The 16,815-nt window shown below is 69.2% G+C and carries 13 protein-coding genes; 7 read left to right on the top strand and 6 right to left on the bottom strand.

What is annotated here, in order from left to right:
- Positions 1 to 8: 8 nt before the first annotated feature.
- The 5 genes from PFX91_RS14200 (at position 9) to PFX91_RS14180 (ending at position 4,913) form a co-directional block, all read left to right on the top strand.
- Positions 9 to 1,343, top strand: a complete 1,335-nt coding sequence (locus PFX91_RS14200) for an ABC transporter substrate-binding protein (protein WP_285732003.1) — start codon at positions 9 to 11, stop codon at positions 1,341 to 1,343.
- Positions 1,344 to 1,356: 13 nt separating this feature from the next.
- A complete protein-coding gene (locus PFX91_RS14195; protein ID WP_285732002.1) occupies positions 1,357 to 2,658 on the top strand; it encodes an ABC transporter permease in 1,302 nt (433 codons plus the stop codon).
- Positions 2,655 to 3,566: a carbohydrate ABC transporter permease gene (locus tag PFX91_RS14190; RefSeq protein WP_285732001.1), complete on the top strand. Its 912-nt coding sequence runs from the start codon at positions 2,655 to 2,657 to the stop codon at positions 3,564 to 3,566. Before PFX91_RS14195 ends, PFX91_RS14190 begins: the two co-directional genes overlap by 4 nt.
- Before the next feature lie 243 nt (positions 3,567 to 3,809).
- Positions 3,810 to 4,439: a class I SAM-dependent DNA methyltransferase gene (locus PFX91_RS14185; protein ID WP_285732000.1), complete on the top strand. Its 630-nt coding sequence runs from the start codon at positions 3,810 to 3,812 to the stop codon at positions 4,437 to 4,439.
- Between the two features lie 210 nt (positions 4,440 to 4,649).
- A complete protein-coding gene (locus PFX91_RS14180; RefSeq protein ID WP_285731999.1) occupies positions 4,650 to 4,913 on the top strand; it encodes a hypothetical protein in 264 nt (87 codons plus the stop codon).
- 440 nt (positions 4,914 to 5,353) lie between these two features.
- On the opposite strand, the gene PFX91_RS14175 is transcribed toward PFX91_RS14180, so the two are convergent.
- The 3 genes from PFX91_RS14175 to PFX91_RS14165 all read right to left on the bottom strand — a co-directional run bounded on the left by PFX91_RS14175 (position 5,354) and on the right by PFX91_RS14165 (position 10,546).
- A complete protein-coding gene (locus PFX91_RS14175; RefSeq protein ID WP_285731998.1) occupies positions 5,354 to 5,743 on the bottom strand; it encodes a hypothetical protein in 390 nt (129 codons plus the stop codon).
- 386 nt (positions 5,744 to 6,129) lie between these two features.
- On the bottom strand, positions 6,130 to 8,394 hold the full coding sequence (locus tag PFX91_RS14170) for a GmrSD restriction endonuclease domain-containing protein (RefSeq protein ID WP_285731997.1): 2,265 nt from the start codon (positions 8,392 to 8,394) through the stop codon (positions 6,130 to 6,132).
- Positions 8,395 to 8,434: 40 nt separating this feature from the next.
- A complete protein-coding gene (locus PFX91_RS14165) occupies positions 8,435 to 10,546 on the bottom strand; it encodes a UvrD-helicase domain-containing protein (protein ID WP_285731996.1) in 2,112 nt (703 codons plus the stop codon).
- Positions 10,547 to 10,869: 323 nt separating this feature from the next.
- Here PFX91_RS14165 and PFX91_RS14160 point away from each other — a divergent pair, with 323 nt between their 5' ends.
- Complete coding sequence (locus PFX91_RS14160) at positions 10,870 to 12,204, top strand: restriction system modified-DNA reader domain-containing protein (protein ID WP_285731995.1); 1,335 nt, start codon at positions 10,870 to 10,872, stop codon at positions 12,202 to 12,204.
- Between the two features lie 25 nt (positions 12,205 to 12,229).
- Entirely contained in the window at positions 12,230 to 12,862 is a 633-nt protein-coding gene (locus PFX91_RS14155) for a hypothetical protein (protein ID WP_285731994.1), read from the top strand.
- Between the two features lie 77 nt (positions 12,863 to 12,939).
- Here PFX91_RS14155 and PFX91_RS14150 read toward each other — a convergent pair whose 3' ends face one another.
- From PFX91_RS14150 to PFX91_RS14140, 3 genes are all read right to left on the bottom strand, one after another.
- Positions 12,940 to 14,484, bottom strand: a complete 1,545-nt coding sequence (locus PFX91_RS14150) for a serine/threonine-protein kinase (RefSeq protein WP_285731993.1) — start codon at positions 14,482 to 14,484, stop codon at positions 12,940 to 12,942.
- 102 nt (positions 14,485 to 14,586) lie between these two features.
- On the bottom strand, positions 14,587 to 16,476 hold the full coding sequence (locus PFX91_RS14145; protein ID WP_285731992.1) for an HsdM family class I SAM-dependent methyltransferase: 1,890 nt from the start codon (positions 16,474 to 16,476) through the stop codon (positions 14,587 to 14,589).
- Positions 16,476 to 16,799 carry a phospholipase D-like domain-containing protein gene (locus PFX91_RS14140; RefSeq protein WP_285731991.1) on the bottom strand — a complete coding sequence of 108 codons (324 nt, stop codon included), beginning with the start codon at positions 16,797 to 16,799 and terminating at the stop codon, positions 16,476 to 16,478. Before PFX91_RS14140 ends, PFX91_RS14145 begins: the two co-directional genes overlap by 1 nt.
- Positions 16,800 to 16,815 lie beyond the last annotated feature (16 nt).

Here is a 16,815-nt window from a genome sequence, read left to right as displayed (position 1 = left end):
GTTCCCCCATGTCAGCACCCACCCCCACCCACTCCCGCCTCCTCCGTCCGCTCGGCGTGGGCGCCGCCGCGCTCTGCCTGACCCTGGTCGCCACCGCCTGCGGTGACGGCGGCTCGGCGTCCGCCGACGGCGCCGACCTGGACGGCCAGGCCCTGGAGATCGTCGGCCCCTGGGCGGGCGACGAACAGAAGGCCTTCGAACAGGTCCTGGCGCTCTTCGAGGAGCAGACCGGGGCCAGCGTCTCCTACAGCGGAGCCGGAGACGACCTCCAGACCGTGCTACAGACCCGCATCCAGGGCGGTGACGAACCCGACGTCGCGCTCATCCCGCAGGCCGGACTCATCGAGCACTTCGCCGAGGAGGGCGCCCTCGTCCCGCTCTCCGACGAGGTCTCCCAGGTGCTCGACGACAACATGGCCGGGGCCTGGACCGAGATCGGCTCCGTCGACGGCACCGCCTACGGCGTCTACCTCAAGGTCGCCAACAAGTCCCTGGTCTGGTACAACGACGACCTCTTCGCCGAGACCGGCGCCGCGCCGCCGCAGACGTGGGAGGAGTTCGTCGGACTGTCGGAGGACCTGGCCGACGTCGGCATCCCCCCGCTGTCGATCGCCGGGGCCGACGGTTGGGTCCTCACCGACTGGTTCGAGAACGTGTACCTCCAGACCGCCGGACCGGAGATGTACGACCAGCTCGCCGCGCACGAGATCCCCTGGACCGACCCGAGCGTCGAGGTCGCCCTGGAGACCCTCGCCGAGGTGTGGGGACAGGAACAGCTCATGCTGGGCGGCGGGAACGGCAGCCTCCAGACCGACTTCCCCACCTCGGTGGTCAACGTCTACAGCGACGACCCCGACGCCGCCATGGTGGTGGGCGCCGACTTCATCGGCGGGGTCGTCACCGCCAGCACCAACGCCGCCGTGGGCGACACGGCCCAGGTCTTCCCCTTCCCCCACGTGGGCGGTGAGGGCGAGGCCGTCGTCGTGGCCGGAGACGCGGCCGTGGCCATGACCGACGGTGAGGCCACCATGGAGCTGCTGCGCTTCCTGGCCACCGAGGAGGCCGCCCGGGAGTGGGCCGCCATCGGCGGGTTCGTCTCGCCCAACCGGAACCTGACCGCCGACGACTACGCCGACCCCGTCCTGGGCCAGGTCGCCGAGCAGATCGTCCTGGCCGGCGACAGCGTGCGCTTCGACCTGTCCGACCTCCAGCCCGCCGCCTTCGGCGCCACCGTCGGCGACGGCATGTGGCAGACCCTCCAGGACTTCCTGGCCGACCCCTCCGACGTCGAGGGCACGATGGAGCGCCTTGAGGACGAGGCGGCCCGTGCCCACGGCGAGTAGGCCGAGGCCACCGATGACCGCACCCCGCGAAACCCCCGCCTGGCGGCGCCTGTTCGGACCCGCCACCCTGTTCCTGCTCCCCGCCCTGCTCTTCCTCGGAGTGTTCCTGGCCTACCCGGCCCTGTACTCCGTGGTGCGCAGCCTCTTCGACGCCTCGGGCTCCCAGTTCGTGGGCCTTGGCAACTACACCCGGATGTTCACCGACGATCGCACCCTCGTCGCGATCCGCAACACGGGCATCTGGGTGCTGGTGGCCCCCGCGCTGGTCACCGGACTGGGGCTGGTCTTCGCGGTACTCACCGAACGGGTCCGCTGGGCCACCGCCTTCCGCGTACTGCTGTTCATGCCCATGGCGATCTCCCTGTTCGCCTCCGGCATCATCTTCCGACTGGTCTACGACGAGAACCCCGACCGGGGCGTGGTCAACGCCGCCGTGGTGACCGTGCACGACGTCTTCGCCTCCCCCTCGGAGTACCCCGGCGCACGACCGCGGGGCGACGAACTGGCCGAGGACACCGCCCTGGGCGGCTTCACCACCACCCGGGCCTACACGGTGGGGGAGACCGCGGCCCTTCCCCTGGTCGGCATCCGCCCCGGCGAGATGCCCGAACAGGCCGCCCCCGCCGCGGTACCCGACGCGGCGGAGGGGACCATCGAGGGCGTGGTGTGGCTGGACATCGCCCTGGGCGGGGAGGCCGGCACCGTCGACGACGGTGAGAACGGCATGCCCCGCATGACGATCGAGGCGCTCAGGGACGGTCAGGTCGCCGCCACCACCACCTCCGGCGACGACGGGCGCTTCACCCTGACGGGCCTGGGCGCGGGCGAGTACGAGATCCACCTGACCGCGGACAACTTCACCGAACCCTTCCGCGGCCTGACCTGGCTGGGACCCACCCTGGTCACCCCCGTGATCATCTCCTCGTGGGTGTGGATCATGACGGGCTTCGCCATCACCTTCATCGCCGCGGGCCTGGCCGCCATCCCCCGGGACGCCCTGGAGGCGGCCCGGGTGGACGGCGCCACCGAGTGGCAGGTGTTCCGCAAGATCACCATCCCCCTCCTAGGGCCGTTGCTGCTGGTGGTGTTCGTGACCCTGATGATCAACGTCCTGAAGATCTTCGACCTGGTGTTCGTGATCGCTCCGGGATCGGTCCAGGCCGACGCCAGCGTGGTCGCCCTGCGGATGTGGCAGGTGTCCTTCGGCGCCGGCGGGAACCAGGGGCTGGGCAGCGCCCTCGTGGTCCTCCTCCTGGTGCTGGTCCTGCCGATCATGTACTTCAACATCCGCCGATTCCGACGGGAGCGCTCGTGACCACCACGTCCCAGAAGTCACCTTCCGTCGTCGAGGTGTCCGTCTCCGGCGCTCCGCGCCGGGGCATGGCCTCCCGACTCCTGTCCCGACTGGGCTCGGGCGCCTTGCAGACCGTCCTGGTCCTGGTCGCCCTGTTCTGGATGGTGCCCGTCATCGGTCTGCTGTTGGTGTCGCTGCGGTCGGAGGCCGACAACACCAACAGCGGCTGGTGGACGGTCCTGCTCAAACCCGCCGAGCTGACACTGGACAACTACCGAGGCCTGGTCGACAACGACGTCCTGGTCCGGTCCTTCCTCAACACGGTCTACATCTCCGTGCCCTCGACCCTGCTGGTGGTGGGGATCGGGGCGCTGGCCGCCTACGCGCTGGTGTGGATGGACTTCCCCGGACGCGACTGGATCATGGTCGGCGTCGTCGGCCTGCTGGTGCTGCCCATCCAGGCGGCCCTGATCCCCATCTCCCAGCTGTACGGGGCCCTGGGGATCTTCGGCTCCATCCTCGGGGCGATCCTGTTCCACGTCGCCTTCGGACTGCCGTTCGCGGTGTTCCTGTTGCGCAACTTCTTCGTGAACATCCCCCGGGACCTGCTGGAGGCGGCCCGGATGGACGGCGCCGGTGAGTGGCGGATCTTCCGCAGGGTGGTCCTGCCGGTGGCCCGCCCCGCGCTGGCCTCACTGGCGGTCTTCCAGTTCCTGTGGGTGTGGAACGACATGCTGGTCGCCCTGGTGTTCACCAGCCCGGACTCGGCCCCCCTGACGGTGGCCCTGCGCTCCCAGCTGCGTCAGTTCGGCACCAACATCGACGTCCTGGCCTCGGGCGCCTTCCTTTCCATGCTGGTTCCGCTGCTGGTCTTCTTCGCCTTCCAGCGGTCCTTCGTGCAGGGGGTGTTCGCCGGCTCGGGCAAGTAGACGAGGCGGCCACGGTCGCGCCCATCCCTCCCATCGACAGCGACCGCTCCCGGCCGTCGGAGCCCCGCGGACCCACTCCCGTCCGCGGGGCTCCTCCCTGTCCGGGTGCGGTGGTGGGGGAGAGGCCGCCCCGAATCCGCGAACACTCCGCCTTGTATGGTCGGCGATGAGGTGTTTCGTCCTTTTCGCCGGAAATAGGGGAGCGCCGGTGACCGGACGCCGACGACGAGGGAGGCAGCGAGTATGAGCGAGCACCGCAAGATCCTGGACCGGGTGTACGCCCTGAAGAGCCCGCAGGAGTGCGAGGCCACCTACGACGAGTGGGCCGCGACCTACGAGCACGACACCACCGAGGGCATGGGCTACGCCGCCCCCCAGCACGCCGCCGAACGCCTGAGCCGACTGCTCGCGGACCGGCCGCGCGCCGAGATCCTCGACGCGGGCTGCGGGACCGGGCTGGTCGGCGCCGCCCTGGCCGGACACGGACTGGAGGTCATCGACGGTCTCGACCTGTCCACCGCGATGCTGGACAAGGCACGCGACAAGGGCGTCTACCGCGACCTGGGCAAGGCCGACCTGACCCGGCGCCTGCCCGTGGAGGACGACTCCTACGACGCGGTGATCTGCGTCGGCACCATGACCGAGGGACACGTGGGCCCCGAGGCCTTCGACGAACTGGTGCGCGCGGCCCGCCCGGGGGCCCCGATCGTGGTCACCGTCCTGGAAGGGATCTGGGAGCCCTCCGGGTACAAGGCCAAGGTGGAGGCCCTGGAGAAGGCGGGGGCCGTCCGCCTGGAGGAGAACGTCCCGCAGAGCGTCTACCACGTCAAGGAGAACATCACCTGCAACCTGGTGGTGCTGCGCGCCCTGTGACCCCAGGCCCTCCGGACGTGACCGGCAGCCCTTGGTTCCCGGCCCCATGAGCCGGTGGGCCGGGGGCTCGCGCCGGTCGGTGGGCCGAGGAGGCGCACCGGTTACCCGGACCGGCACGGCCCCACACCCACCACCCTTGGCCTGAAGCGGACAGCCCTCCTTTGCGTGATCGGGTCACGACCCAGCGCGACAAAGGTCAGGCTGGTGGACATGCCAGAGCGACGCCGCACGTTCTTCCGTACCTGGTCCGGACTTCTCATACTCGCCCTGACCGCCGTGCTCGGCGACCCCCACGCCCTCCTGGCGCCGCGCGCCCCCGCCGCGCCCACGGGCGCCCTCGCCTCGATGGAGGACAGGGACACGGTCCCACGCAGAGGAAGAGGAGAGGGCCGCCGGTGTGGTCACGGCCCCCGGGTCCACCGGTACCGCTACCGGTACGGGATCGTCCCCCATCCGCGCTGCCACTGGGACTGACGGGGGCGGGCCATTGCTGCTCCGAGCCCTCACCGCCGGGTCAGGGGAGGGGCGACGTCCCGCGCCTCCGTGGGGAGGCGATCACTTCCGGAAGCGTCGTCCGCTTCCCCGGAGGCCTCGGCGAGGCGTCATTCCCCTTCCTGTCGTCACTTCGACTGATCGCCGTCGAAGCGGGTCCCAGCCGCGTACCCCGGGCGGCCGAGGCCTGGAGGAAGGTCAGGCCACTTCATCGTGAAAGTACCGTGCGGGTGGCGGTCCCACCGGAGAATTTTATTGATCTACGTCGTAAAGGTGCTGTTCTTTCTGGCGCGGAAAGAGAGTGCATCTCCCACAAAAGATCCGGACAAGGTGTGCCGGTGCGGCCACCGCCTCAGCCGGTTCCGGTACGGGATCGTTCCCCACCGGGGCCGGCACCGGGGCTACCGGAGGAAGGCGCGGGCTCAGTCCCGCGAGCCCCACCAGTACAGCAGCGCACTCACCAGACCGGTGACGACCCAGCCCGCCAGCCACCACGGATGCAGCACGCCCAGGACGCCCAGCTGCACACAGAGGTAGGTCGGGAGCAGGGCCCAGATCCCCGCCGTGCGGCGCAGCGCGCCCTCGGTCTCGGGTTCGTTCTCCACGATCAGCACCAGCGCGCACGGCGGAGCCATGAGGAGCAGGATCAGGTAGGCGATCCAGGGTCCCGCCAGGCCCATGACCACCGCCAGAAGGTTGATCGCGACGGCGCCCAACACGAAGCCGCACACACCGCGGCTCGTCCAGCGGACCAGCTGTTGCCTCACGAAGTCGGCGAGTTCGGAATCGGGGGAGGGGGATGTGGAGTTCATGACCTCGTCCTTCGAAGGAAGACGCCCGGGCCGCATAGGCCACGGGTGACGGGGGTCGGGTGACGGGGGTCGGCCGGGTGGCTCCTGGCCGGGCCGCCACCCGTGGGGGAAGGTGCTCCCCGCACTGTTGCAGACGCTCCCCGGCCCGTTCCGGTTTCCGTGGGGACGCAAGGGGTCCGGCCCGCCACCTTCCCCCGTGATCTTGCTCCCAGCGTCACCGGGAGCGCTCGGCGGTGTCACCCCGAGCAAGATCACGGGGAAAAGGCGCGCTTCTCTACCATGCGGGCGCGCGAGCGCCGGCGACATGAACCAGTGGATCTTGCTCCCGGCGTCACCGTCGACGGCTCACAGTGACGCTGGAAGTAACGTCGTCGTACAGGAAGGTTCTACTCGTCCGGGAAGCGGTAACCGAACTGCTCCAGACGGCCCCGGGCCCGATCCAGCTCCTCACCTGTGAACAGGTGCGCGTACTCGGGCCGCACCACCAACGCCTCCACCGTCAGATCGAGACGGCCCCGCTCCCACAGGTTGGCGAATCCGTCGGAGACCGCGGGGGCGTGGAGCAGTTTGCGCGCCGTCCCCAGCGCACCCAGCTCGGCGAGCATCCCCAGGAAGTACGACGGCGTGTAACCGGCCTCGCTCCTGGCACGCTCGTAGATCGACACCATCGCGCGGTGGAGGTCGCCGGCCTCGACACCGGCCGTGGCCTCCTCCGAAGGAGGCACCTCCTCCTCGCCGACCCCGGCCGCCTCCTGTCCCAGGCGGTTGACGAAGCCCAGCAGGGAGTCCACCGAGGTGAACACCTCATACCCCAACTCCTGGAGCCGCGGCAGGTCGGCCTGCTCGGGGTCCAGTTCCAACACCACCGGCTTGCCCAGCCCGTGTTGGAGCCCCTCCGGCCAGAACGCTTCCGCCTCGGCGACGGGCCGACCGGTGACCGGGTCGGCGATCACCGCGTCCAGCTCCGGCTCGGCGTAACCTCGGCGCAACAGTTCCTCCACCATCTCCCGGACCTGCACGCTGCGCGCGTCGTCGGGTTCGTTGGAGAGCACGGTGACCGGCCTCAACGGCTCCTCCGTCGTAGGTCGGGAACCCGTGGCGAGCTCCTCCAGGAAGGTCTGCGCGGCCTCGGCCAGGAGTTCCCGGCGCGCGGCCAGGAAGTCCAGATAGTTCTCCACCTTCCACAGGTCCGGGTCCAACGGAATCCATTGGGAGGCCAGCACCCCGGGGTGGCGTTCCTCCACCTCGGGGAAGTACTCCTCGGGCCTGCGGTCGGACACTTCGAGGTTGCTCTGCTGGGTGAGGAAACAGAAGTTGGCGATCGCGTTGACGTGCCCGCGATCGTAGGAGTCGCGCAGCACACTCTTGGGGAAGATGTGGTGCAGTTGCAGGGAGGACAGCCTGCCCAGGGACTCGGCCTTCAGCTCCAGCCCGCTGCCGAAGTCCCGTGCGCCCTGCACCCGGGTCAGCATGTACAGCAACGGATAGAACCGCGAACCCCGCGTGGAACCCTCGAAATCGTCCGGACGGACCTCCAGGTTGCCGCCCCGCCAACGCGACAGGCGGCGGATCGCGCCCTCGACACCGTCCTCCTTGACCCCGTCGTAGTCCAATTGCAGGAACGTCTCCGTGGAGCCCGCGTACCGTCCCCACAGGGCACTGTGCACGTACCAGTACAGGACGCGGTCCCGGTGGGCCGCGTCGTCGAACCGGCCGCCGTTGAGTTCCAACAGCCGGGCCACCACCGGAAACGAGTAACGGCTCATCAACACCCGGTCGTGGTCCAGGCCCAGACGCCCCGACACCGCGTCCAAGAACGTTCCCACGTGGTCGACGGAAGCCTTCAGCGCCCTCTGGAACTCCACCACCTTCACGTTGTCCAGCGATGAGAACAGAGCACGGCCCGTCGCCACGGCGGTGGCGTTGCGCAGCAGCCAGTCCAGGGTGAAGTCGAACCCCGCCTCCGCCCAGTGGTCCAGGCTGGCGCGCATCGTCGAGCGGGCCTCCGGCCACTGCGCGCACAGCTTCGCCAGAGCAAGGTCGCCCTTGGACAGCTTGGTGCCGCCGGAGTTGACGCGGTTGAAGATCTCGACGACCTCGTCGGTCGTCCACTCCGCTCCGGTGATGACCTCCTGGGGAAAGTCCTTGTCGACGATCTGGTGCAGGCGGTTGAGCCGTGTCAGATAGGTGTTGGCCCGCTCGGGATCATCGGCGAACCGGGTCAGGTAGGGGACCGGCCCCTGGCCGAAGAGTTCGGTGACGTCCACCCAGTGCGGATTGTCGTTCATCTTCAGGGGGCGGTGGAACTCGAACACCTGCTCCTCGACGTTGAAGTGCAACCCGGTGAACGCGGACGCGTCGCCCTCGAAGAACGCCGGAGCCCGCCCCCGGATCACCCCGTACAGAGAGGTGATGCGTTGCTGGCCGTCCAACAGGAGCAGGTGGGTCCCACTTCCGGTGGAACCTCCCCGCACCGCCGTGTCCTCGGCGGAGGTCTCCCACAGCAGCAGGCTGCCGACCGGATGGCCCAGATACATGGAGCGCAGCAGCCCCCGTACCTGGTCGCGGTTCCACACGTAGCCGCGCTGGAACTCGGGCAGCAGGACCGTTCCGTTGTCGATCTGGTCGAGAAGCGTGGACAGTTTCGCCATGAAGGACGTCTTTCCGTTCGGGACCGGCGTATGCGGGAAGTCAGTTCTTGTCGAGGAGGGCCTCGATGAAGGGGCTGGGAGCCTGGTGCCAGCTCACGTACAGCTGCTCCCGGGCCCGGGTGCACGCCACGAACAACAGACTGCGCTCGCGCAGCAGGTCGCGGGCGTGTGCGCCGGGATCCTCCTCCTCAGGGGTGACGCTGTGGGGCGCGGGCAGCTGTCGGCCACCGGCTCCCACCACGGCCAGACAACGAAACTCCAGGCCCTTCATCCGGTGCATGGTGCCGACCGCGACGGACTCCCCGTCCGCCGTTCCCTTGGCCAGGGCCCGGGCGGGCAGTCCGGAGTCTTCCAGGGCGGACACCGCCTGGTCCACGGCTCGGTTGGACCGTGCCGCCACGCCGATCTCCGCGGGGAGGACGCCTGTCTCGGTCCAGCCCCGTACGGTGTCGACGAGGTGGCGCAATTCCGCCTCCCAGGTGGTGAACCCCGAAAGTAGGGGCTCGTCCCCGCGCATCTCCGAACGGCATCCGGCGACCGAGTCCAGACCGCCGTCCATGTCGTCCACGGTCTGGCCGTGCATCAGTCCCAGACTCCAACCGAGGATCTGCGCGGTGGTGCGGTAGTTGATCCGCAGCTTGGACGAGCGGCCACGGATGTCGATTCCCATCTCCGCCAGGCTCACCTGGGGGCCGTAGATGCGCTGATGGGTGTCACCGGCGATGAACACGTCATCCGGCCCCTCGGCGACCGCGGCTCGCAGCAGACGCCACTGGCCCGGGTGCAGGTCCTGGGCCTCGTCCACCACCACATGGTCGAAGGGCTTGTCGTCGCGGGCCTCGAGCAGCCGAGCCGCCTCCTCGGCGATGGTCTCGTGCGTCCACAGGCCACGCTCGGCCGACCTCTCACCGAACGCCGAGACCGCCTGCCACACCCGGGCTCGGTGTGAGGCACTGAGGCCTCGTCCCCGACCGGTGCGCTTGGCCGCCAGGTACTCGTCGGCGGTGGTCACTCCCCGAGACAGCACGACCTGACGCCACTCCTCGGCCAGGAAGGCAGGGGACAGGTCCAGGCCCAGTTCCCCGATCACCTGCTCCCACAGCCGGCGTTCACGCTGTGCGCTCAGCAGGTCGGGCTGCCCGTGCGCCTCCCGGAACACCCGGTGGGCCACACGGTCGATGTGCTCCACCCGGACCCGCTCCAACACCGTGGCGGAGTCGCCCGCACCATCGGTCTCGGCGAGCAGGCGCAGACTGGAATCCAAGGCCTCGGCCAAGGTGGAGGTGAAGGTGGTCAGCAGGACCCGTCCCCCCGCCCTGGCCAACCGGTGGGCACGGTGCAGGGCCACCACGGTCTTGCCGGTGCCCGGTCCGCCGCTGATCCGGGCGGGCCCTCGGTAGGAGGCCTCCACCACCGCGCGCTGCACCGGATGCAGGTAGATCCGCCACAGGTCGAAGGGGTGTTCCAGGGCCGCCATCAGCTCGGCCGGCCCCTCCACCAACAACACCCGGTCGCGACTGCGCTCGACCGCCGCGTCCAGGTCCTCGGGGTCGACCTCCCCGGTGATCTGCGCGCCCAACTCCTGCCAGACCTGCTCAGGGCTCAGCCCGGCCGCCAGGCCGTAGAGCACGTCCCACTGCACCGGGGGCAGCAGCCCGCGGGCCGCGTCCAACTGGAAGGAGGCGGTGAGCGTACGCGCGAACGCCAGTGTCTGCTCGTCCACCCCCAGCCGTTCCAGGTCGGAGTCCTTGACGTGGGCGAAGAGCCGGTCCTGCGTGTTCTGGGCCATCCGTTCCATGTGCGGCAGGCTCGCGTCGATCGCGGCCACGTCGCGGATCTCGATCCCACCGGTGGCCGTGTTCACCGAGGCCTTACGCCTCTTGGCCCAGTCGTAGGCGTCGTCGTGGGGCAACACCCGCAGCAGCGTGTAGGTGTCGCCGGAGGTGGGGGCCAGCACCACGCCCCGCCAGAACTGGTCGATGCGGATGGTGCGGAAGCGGTCGTCCCGGGCGCCGGTGATCTTCTCCAGGTGCAGGCCGGTGTGGGTGGCCTGCTCGAACTTGGCGAAGACCTCGGTGACCCTGTTCTGCACGGGTTTTTCGAGCTTGGCGAACTCGTGGAGGAAGTCCTTGTGGATGGCCAGCTGCGGCAAGGCGATCGATCTTCCGTGGTCGGGGGGAAACCGCAGGGCGGCTCCAAGTACCAGGAGTCACCGGCCAACCTACCCGGACACCGCCGCACGTGCAGGGGTGAACGAGAACGCTTGTCCCATCCGTGACAGAAGGTGGGCCCGTACTTCTGGGAACGAGGGGATGGGAGGCTTCCGAGGCCGTGGCCTCCATGACCTCCGTCAAGGGAGGAAAACAGCTGTTCCATGCCCGAATTTGGGATAAGGGAGAGGAAAAGGCACTGGAAAAAACACAGGGGATGAGTCCACTCTGGAACCAGGTCGTCTTCACGGGTCAGGAGAGAAAAATGTCCACGTATGCCGAAGAAGAGCCAGAACCCTTCTATCTCGACGGAGGTCGCCCGATAACCCTGCACGACCTCGTCCTTCGAGGGCTTCTGGAACCCGGAGACGAACTCGTACTGGAGCTTCCCGAGGCGGAGCGGGAATTCCGAGCCACCGTCTCTTCCGACGCCCAGCTCATCCTGCCCGACACCCGTCCTTTTCCCGATCCCACGAAAGCCGCACAGGAAGTGACGGGGAACACCTCCGTGGACGGGTGGTTCGCCTGGAGGCGTACCAAGGATGGCAGGGACCTCGATCGGTTACGTCGCATCCTGTTGGAGAAGGAAGCCGACAGGTCCGTCCGAGAGGAGGACGGCGGTCACCTCTCCCTGAATCTGCGCCGCCACGGAAAGTTGCGCGAGGCACGCGCCTGCGCGGATCGGCACGCCCCCATGAAGATGACCGTCCGTGAACTGCTCGCGCTGTGGGGCACCGACCGGCGAAGCCACAACCTCATACAGCTCATTCAATCCGACCTGGCCAACCATGGCCTGACCGCCAAACCCAGCATTCGCGACCAGGGCATGGACGACCGGGTCAAACTCGTCCACACGGTCGAGGGCCACTACCAGGTGAGTCCCGCCGTGGGTGCTCTGCCCTCGGCCAGCACGAACGTGATGAGGGTGCGGGAGAACTCTTCCCTTCAAGGCGCACTCACCGCCATGCTTCTACGGGACTACTCACAGCTTCCCGTCATGAGCAAAGGAAAGAAACCCGTCCTGCGGGGCGTGGTGACGCTCAAGAGCTTGGCTCGGGCCTTGAGCCGAGATCCCGGTGCCGGCCTTCGGGACGCCGTGGAACCCTGCGACCCGGTGGAATTCCACAAGGAACTCATCGAGGTCCTACCGGAGATCCAAGAGAAGGGATACGTCCTGGTCAATGGAGAGGACGGGAGTCTCAGCGGCATCGTCACCGCCTCCGATGTCGTCCAGCGCTACAGCGAGGCGGCCACGCCCTTCCTCCTCATCGGTGTGATCGACACCTTGCTGCGTCGTATCGTCGCGGAGAATTTCTCCATGGAGGTGATCCGTAAATTCTGTGGCGCCGATGAGGGGCGTGAAGGCCTGGAGAACGCCAACAACCTCACCATGGGCGACTACAAGGCCGTACTGGAGTCCCCGGAGAACTGGCAGCGTCTGGGATGGCCGCTGGACCGCGGTCTTTTCATCCAGCAGCTCGTCACGATCATCAAGATCCGCAACATCGTCATGCATTTCAACCCGGATCCGCTGCCCGGGGACTGCATCATTCAGCTCAGGAGCATGGTCGGGGTTCTGCGGGCCTACAGCGACATCTGAGCAGCGGGGACGATCGGGGGAGGCCGTGACCAGAGCAGGATGGACCGTGACCGTCGTGGCCGCGGCCGTGGCGTTGATCGTCGGATTCGGTACCGGGTGGTTCGGCCACCGTCTCCACCTGGCCTCCGCCCTGGAGTCGGCGGCGGAGAATGCCATGGCAGAACAGGAGGAGTCGGCCTCCGAGCCTTCGGAGGACCTCGGGTACGAGGAGGATCCCGCCGGGACCGGGGAACCGGTGCCTCCGGACCTCTTGGGCCTCGATGAGGTGTACGACGCCGGGGACGGGTTCACCGTACGTCTGACCGGTGTCGAGCGTCGTATCGCCGAGGACGGCTACAACCCCACCACAGGGGAGGAGGGTGCTCTGCCGTACCTGGCGTGGGACGTGGAGATCACCAACGGCACCGGAGAGCCCCTCTACACAGGGGCGAGCATCCGGAGCTGTTCGGTGGGGGACCCGCTCAGGGAGGGGGAGTCCCCGCATCTGGGAGAGAGCATCAACCCTCCCGACCTGCTCGCGGACGGGCAGAGCGCCACCTGGGAGGAGGACTGTTGGGCTTCGGAGGAGGACCGGCACTTGCAGTACACGGTCGAGTTCCACGACGAGTACGGTGCGATCGCCTACGGTCCCGTCACCTTCTCCGGCTCCGTCGAGTGAACCCTCCGACCACGGTGGTAGCGCCGAGACCGGGGCAGGCACGAAGACCGGGACATCCGTGTCCTGCCCACCCCGCCTTACCCCGTTCCCTGCAACACCCCGTCGATCTGTGCCACCGCGGGGTGCCGTTCCCCGTGCAGCCGCACCAGGTCCTCCCGCAGCTCTGCGAGCGTGGCCTCGGCCGCCTCACGTCGACCCGCGCCCAGCTCCAACAGTCCGATCTGGCGCCGCAGTTCCAGCGTCCGCTGGTCCTCGGCGCCGAAGGCGACCAGCTCGTCCTCCAATAGCGCGCGCAGCAGCTCCAAGGCACGGGCGGTCTCCCCGGTCAGCGCCTGGCAGGTGGCGTCCTGCAACCGGCAGCGGAACACCAGACTCTGCTCCCTGCCGGGTTCGCGTGCCAGATCCCCCGCCAACTCGGCGTACAGCGGACCGGCCTGGCGGAAGTCACCGCCCTCGAACAGGATGTTCGCCCACTCCAGGCGCAGGTCCACCACCTCGGGATCGGTGTGACCGAAAGCGGCCGCCGCGTCCGCGACGGCGCCGCGCAGGGTCTCGGCGGCCTGCCGGTAACGGGAGGCGCCCACCAGGTCGGCCACCTCCTCGCGTGCCCTCTCGATGCGCTCCCGTCCCGCCTGGGGGGAGACCGCCGGCTCCGAGGCCCCCGACGGCTGCGGCGGTTCCGGAGTCGCGGACGTCGTGGGGGCGGTGGCCGAGGCCAGGACGCGTGAGAGCGCCGCCGCGTACATCCGCTGCGGCTCCGGCACCGACGAGGGACCCAGCACACCGGGGATCGGGCCCAAGCCGTCGGCGAAGCCGATGAGTCGCCCGTATACCTGTACGGCGTCGCCCGGTCGGTCCTCGGGACGCTTCTCCAACAGGGCGCCGATCACTTCCGCGAGCTCTGCGGGGACGTCCGGGCGCACCGACCGTACGTCCCCGGGCCGTTCGTTGGCCTGCTTGGAGGCCACTGCGAAGGGCGTGGAAGCGGTGAACAGCCGCATGCCGGTGAGCATCTCGTACAGGACACAACCCAACGCGTACAGGTCGCTGTGCGGGGTGGTCATCCCCGCCATCAACTGTTCGGGGGCCATGTACTCGGGTGTGCCGGGGGTGTGCCCGGTCTTGGTGATCTGGGAGATGTCGGTACGGTCCAACGCCACCGCCAACCCGAAGTCCAGGACCTTGACCGCTCCGCTGGACTCCAACATCAGGTTGCTCGGTTTGAGGTCGCGGTGGACAAGGGAGGCCCCATGCGCCGCGGCCCACCCCACGGACAACCGCTCCTGCTCGGCGAGCAGGTCGGACACGCTCACCCCATGGATACGCTGCATCACCAGGTAGGGGCGCTTGTCCGCGCCGCTGCCGGCGTCGAAGACCGCGGGGACCCCCGGGTGCTGGAGCTCGGCGGTGATGCGCGACTCGCGCACGAACCGCCGCACCATCTCGGCGCGCTCGGCCTGGTCGGCGTCGGAGGGGAAGCGGATGAACTTGACCGCGACCTCGCGCTCCAGGCGGATGTCACGCCCCTCGTAGACCTCGCCCATACCGCCCCGTCCCAGCGGCGTGGTGTCGATCTCGTAGCGTCCGTCCAACAGGCGCCTGCCCCGCACCGGTCCGGTCATCTCCTGCACTCCCGTGGCCTCAGGTCGTCTTCCCGCACGCATCGCGGCGTCCGGGGCGTACGTCGTTTTCGTGGAACCCGTCCGACCGCCGCGCCAGTCCGCTCATGTGGAGCCCGCCCGCGGCCCCAGCCCGCCCTCGCGCAGAGCCCGGTCGCCCAGCTCGGCCAGGCGGGCGCCCAGCTCTGTGATCCGCTCCGTCAGATGCGCGTTGCGGGCCAGCCGTTCCCAGACCCGTGCGTGGGCCCGTTGCCGCTCCAGGGACAGCACCGGAAGCCGGAGTGCACGCACGTCCGCCCTGCCGCTGGATGTGCGCACCGAGGCCACGCACCGAGGATGGAGAACCCAGGACAGGAAGGCGGCGTCGATCCGCCCCTCCACAGGGCGCAGCAGCACCAGGCGAGGGCCCAGGGCCGTACCGGGCTCGGTGATCACCCGCACAGGAGTCTCCCGCACGGTCTCGGCCACCACCACGTCTCCCGGCAGTGCCATCACCAGCCCCGGCACACGGGTGCACCTTCCACTGGGCGCCTCCCCGGACCGCACGTCCCGCACGGTCAACACGGGAACCTCCCCCGCCCCGGTGTCCAGGGCCAGCGGGGCCCGGTGTAGTTCCAGGGCGCCCTCGTCCAACAATGCGCCCACGGTCGTCTCGGGCACTTCTTCCACGGGGGACAGCGTCAGGTCCTCCACCAGTGACCGCGCCTGCTCCAGCGTGTCGGTGAACTCGGTCAGTAGTGGCGGGTAGTGGACGGACGCTCGCGTCTTCCGTGCCCGATCCAGGTACCGGGCCGGGCGCAGGTCCACCTCCTCGTCGATGAGGGAGGAGACGTCCAGGACCGATCGGCGTGGGTCCCTGTCCATGTCGACACCCGCGAGGAAGTCCTCCCAGGCTCGAACCGAGTCGGTGGGTTCGGCCTCTCCGACCAGGAGGATCCGACCGTCGGTGTCCGCGCCCTCCTGAGGCCGGATCAGGATCCACACCTGGCGGCCGGCGGCCTGCGCGGGTCCCTCACGGGGAACCTCCAACACGGCCCGCAGCGCACCCGCACGGAGCAGGGAGGCGCGGATCCTGCGCCCGCTCGGCCGGTAGGACACCGACGCGGGCAACAGCACGACCACACGCCCGCCCGGCCGTGCCAGGCTCAGACAGTGCTGAACCCACGCCAGCTCTCCCTCCGAACGAGGCGGCACTCCGTACACCCAACGGGGATCGTCGGCCAACTCCTCGTGGCCCCACTCCCGGTCCCGGAACGGCGGGTCGCACAGGACCACGTCGAACCGTCCGTACGGAACGTCCTCGTCCCGGAGAGAGTCCTCGGCGTCGGTGAGGCACACGGCGTTCCCGTGTCCCAGATGCAGGCGTGTGGTCGCGACCCTCCACGCGAAGGGGTCGCGGTCCTGAGCGAAGCCCTCGGTCGCACCGCGTGCGAGAGCGGCCACCAGAAGCGTGCCGACACCGCAGGCGGGAACGGCCACCTTCGTGCCCTCGTCGATACCTCCGAGCTCGGCCATCCATCGGGCCAGGACGGGATCGGTCTCGGCCCGTCCCCGCTCCCCGGCCAGGCGCCCGCACAGCTCTTCGTAGTCCTTGTCGGGATCCTCTCCCGACAGCAGCTCCCGGGCCAGTCCGCCCCACTCCTCGGGTACGCCCGGCGTGGGCGATGGGACGGGCAGGTCCTCGGTGAGCACCTGCCCGAGGTAGGCCAGGAACTCGGCTCGGCGGACGTCGGGCACCTCGGCGCGCACTCGCTGCCACACCAGGTCGGCCCCCTCGGCCTCGAAGGGCCTGTCGTGCTCACGGCACCACGCCCGCACCTCCTCCAGGGCGAACAGAGGCTGGGAGGAGCTGCCCGCCACCGGGGCGGGGAAGTCGGCGAAACGCCTGCGCCAGTTGCTCACCGCGGGTCGGCGCACGCCGGCCAGCCGGGCGATGTCGGCGGACCCCACCAGGGCCCGCGCGCCCACGGGTCTGTCACTGGTACCGCTGTCCATCAGGCCTCCCCGATCCGTACAGGCTCCAGCACACCCCGGGCCCGCAGCTCGACGATGTGCTCGGCCACCCGGCGCGGCGCCGCGCCGCCCCGCACCAGCAGCCCCGCCTCGATGCTGCGCGACACCCCGCTCTGGGTGAGGTTGGCGCTGGAGACCAGGAGGGACCGCCGGTCGGCCACAGCGAGTTTGGCATGGGTGCGGGCGTAACGGTCCGGGCGGTGACGCGTCGGCCAGTGCCACAGCCGTATCCCCTCGATCCCGTGGAAGGCCATGCCCGGCTCCCGACTTCCCAGGGTTCCGGCGGCACCTTCCAGGGTCTCCACCGTCGAACATCGTTAC

The sequence above is a fragment of the Nocardiopsis sp. ATB16-24 genome, from assembly GCF_030271535.1.
In the GTDB taxonomy this organism is placed as follows: domain Bacteria; phylum Actinomycetota; class Actinomycetes; order Streptosporangiales; family Streptosporangiaceae; genus Nocardiopsis.
The sequence above is the reverse complement of the archived record's forward strand: the minus strand, read 5'-3'. Positions and strand labels throughout refer to the sequence as shown.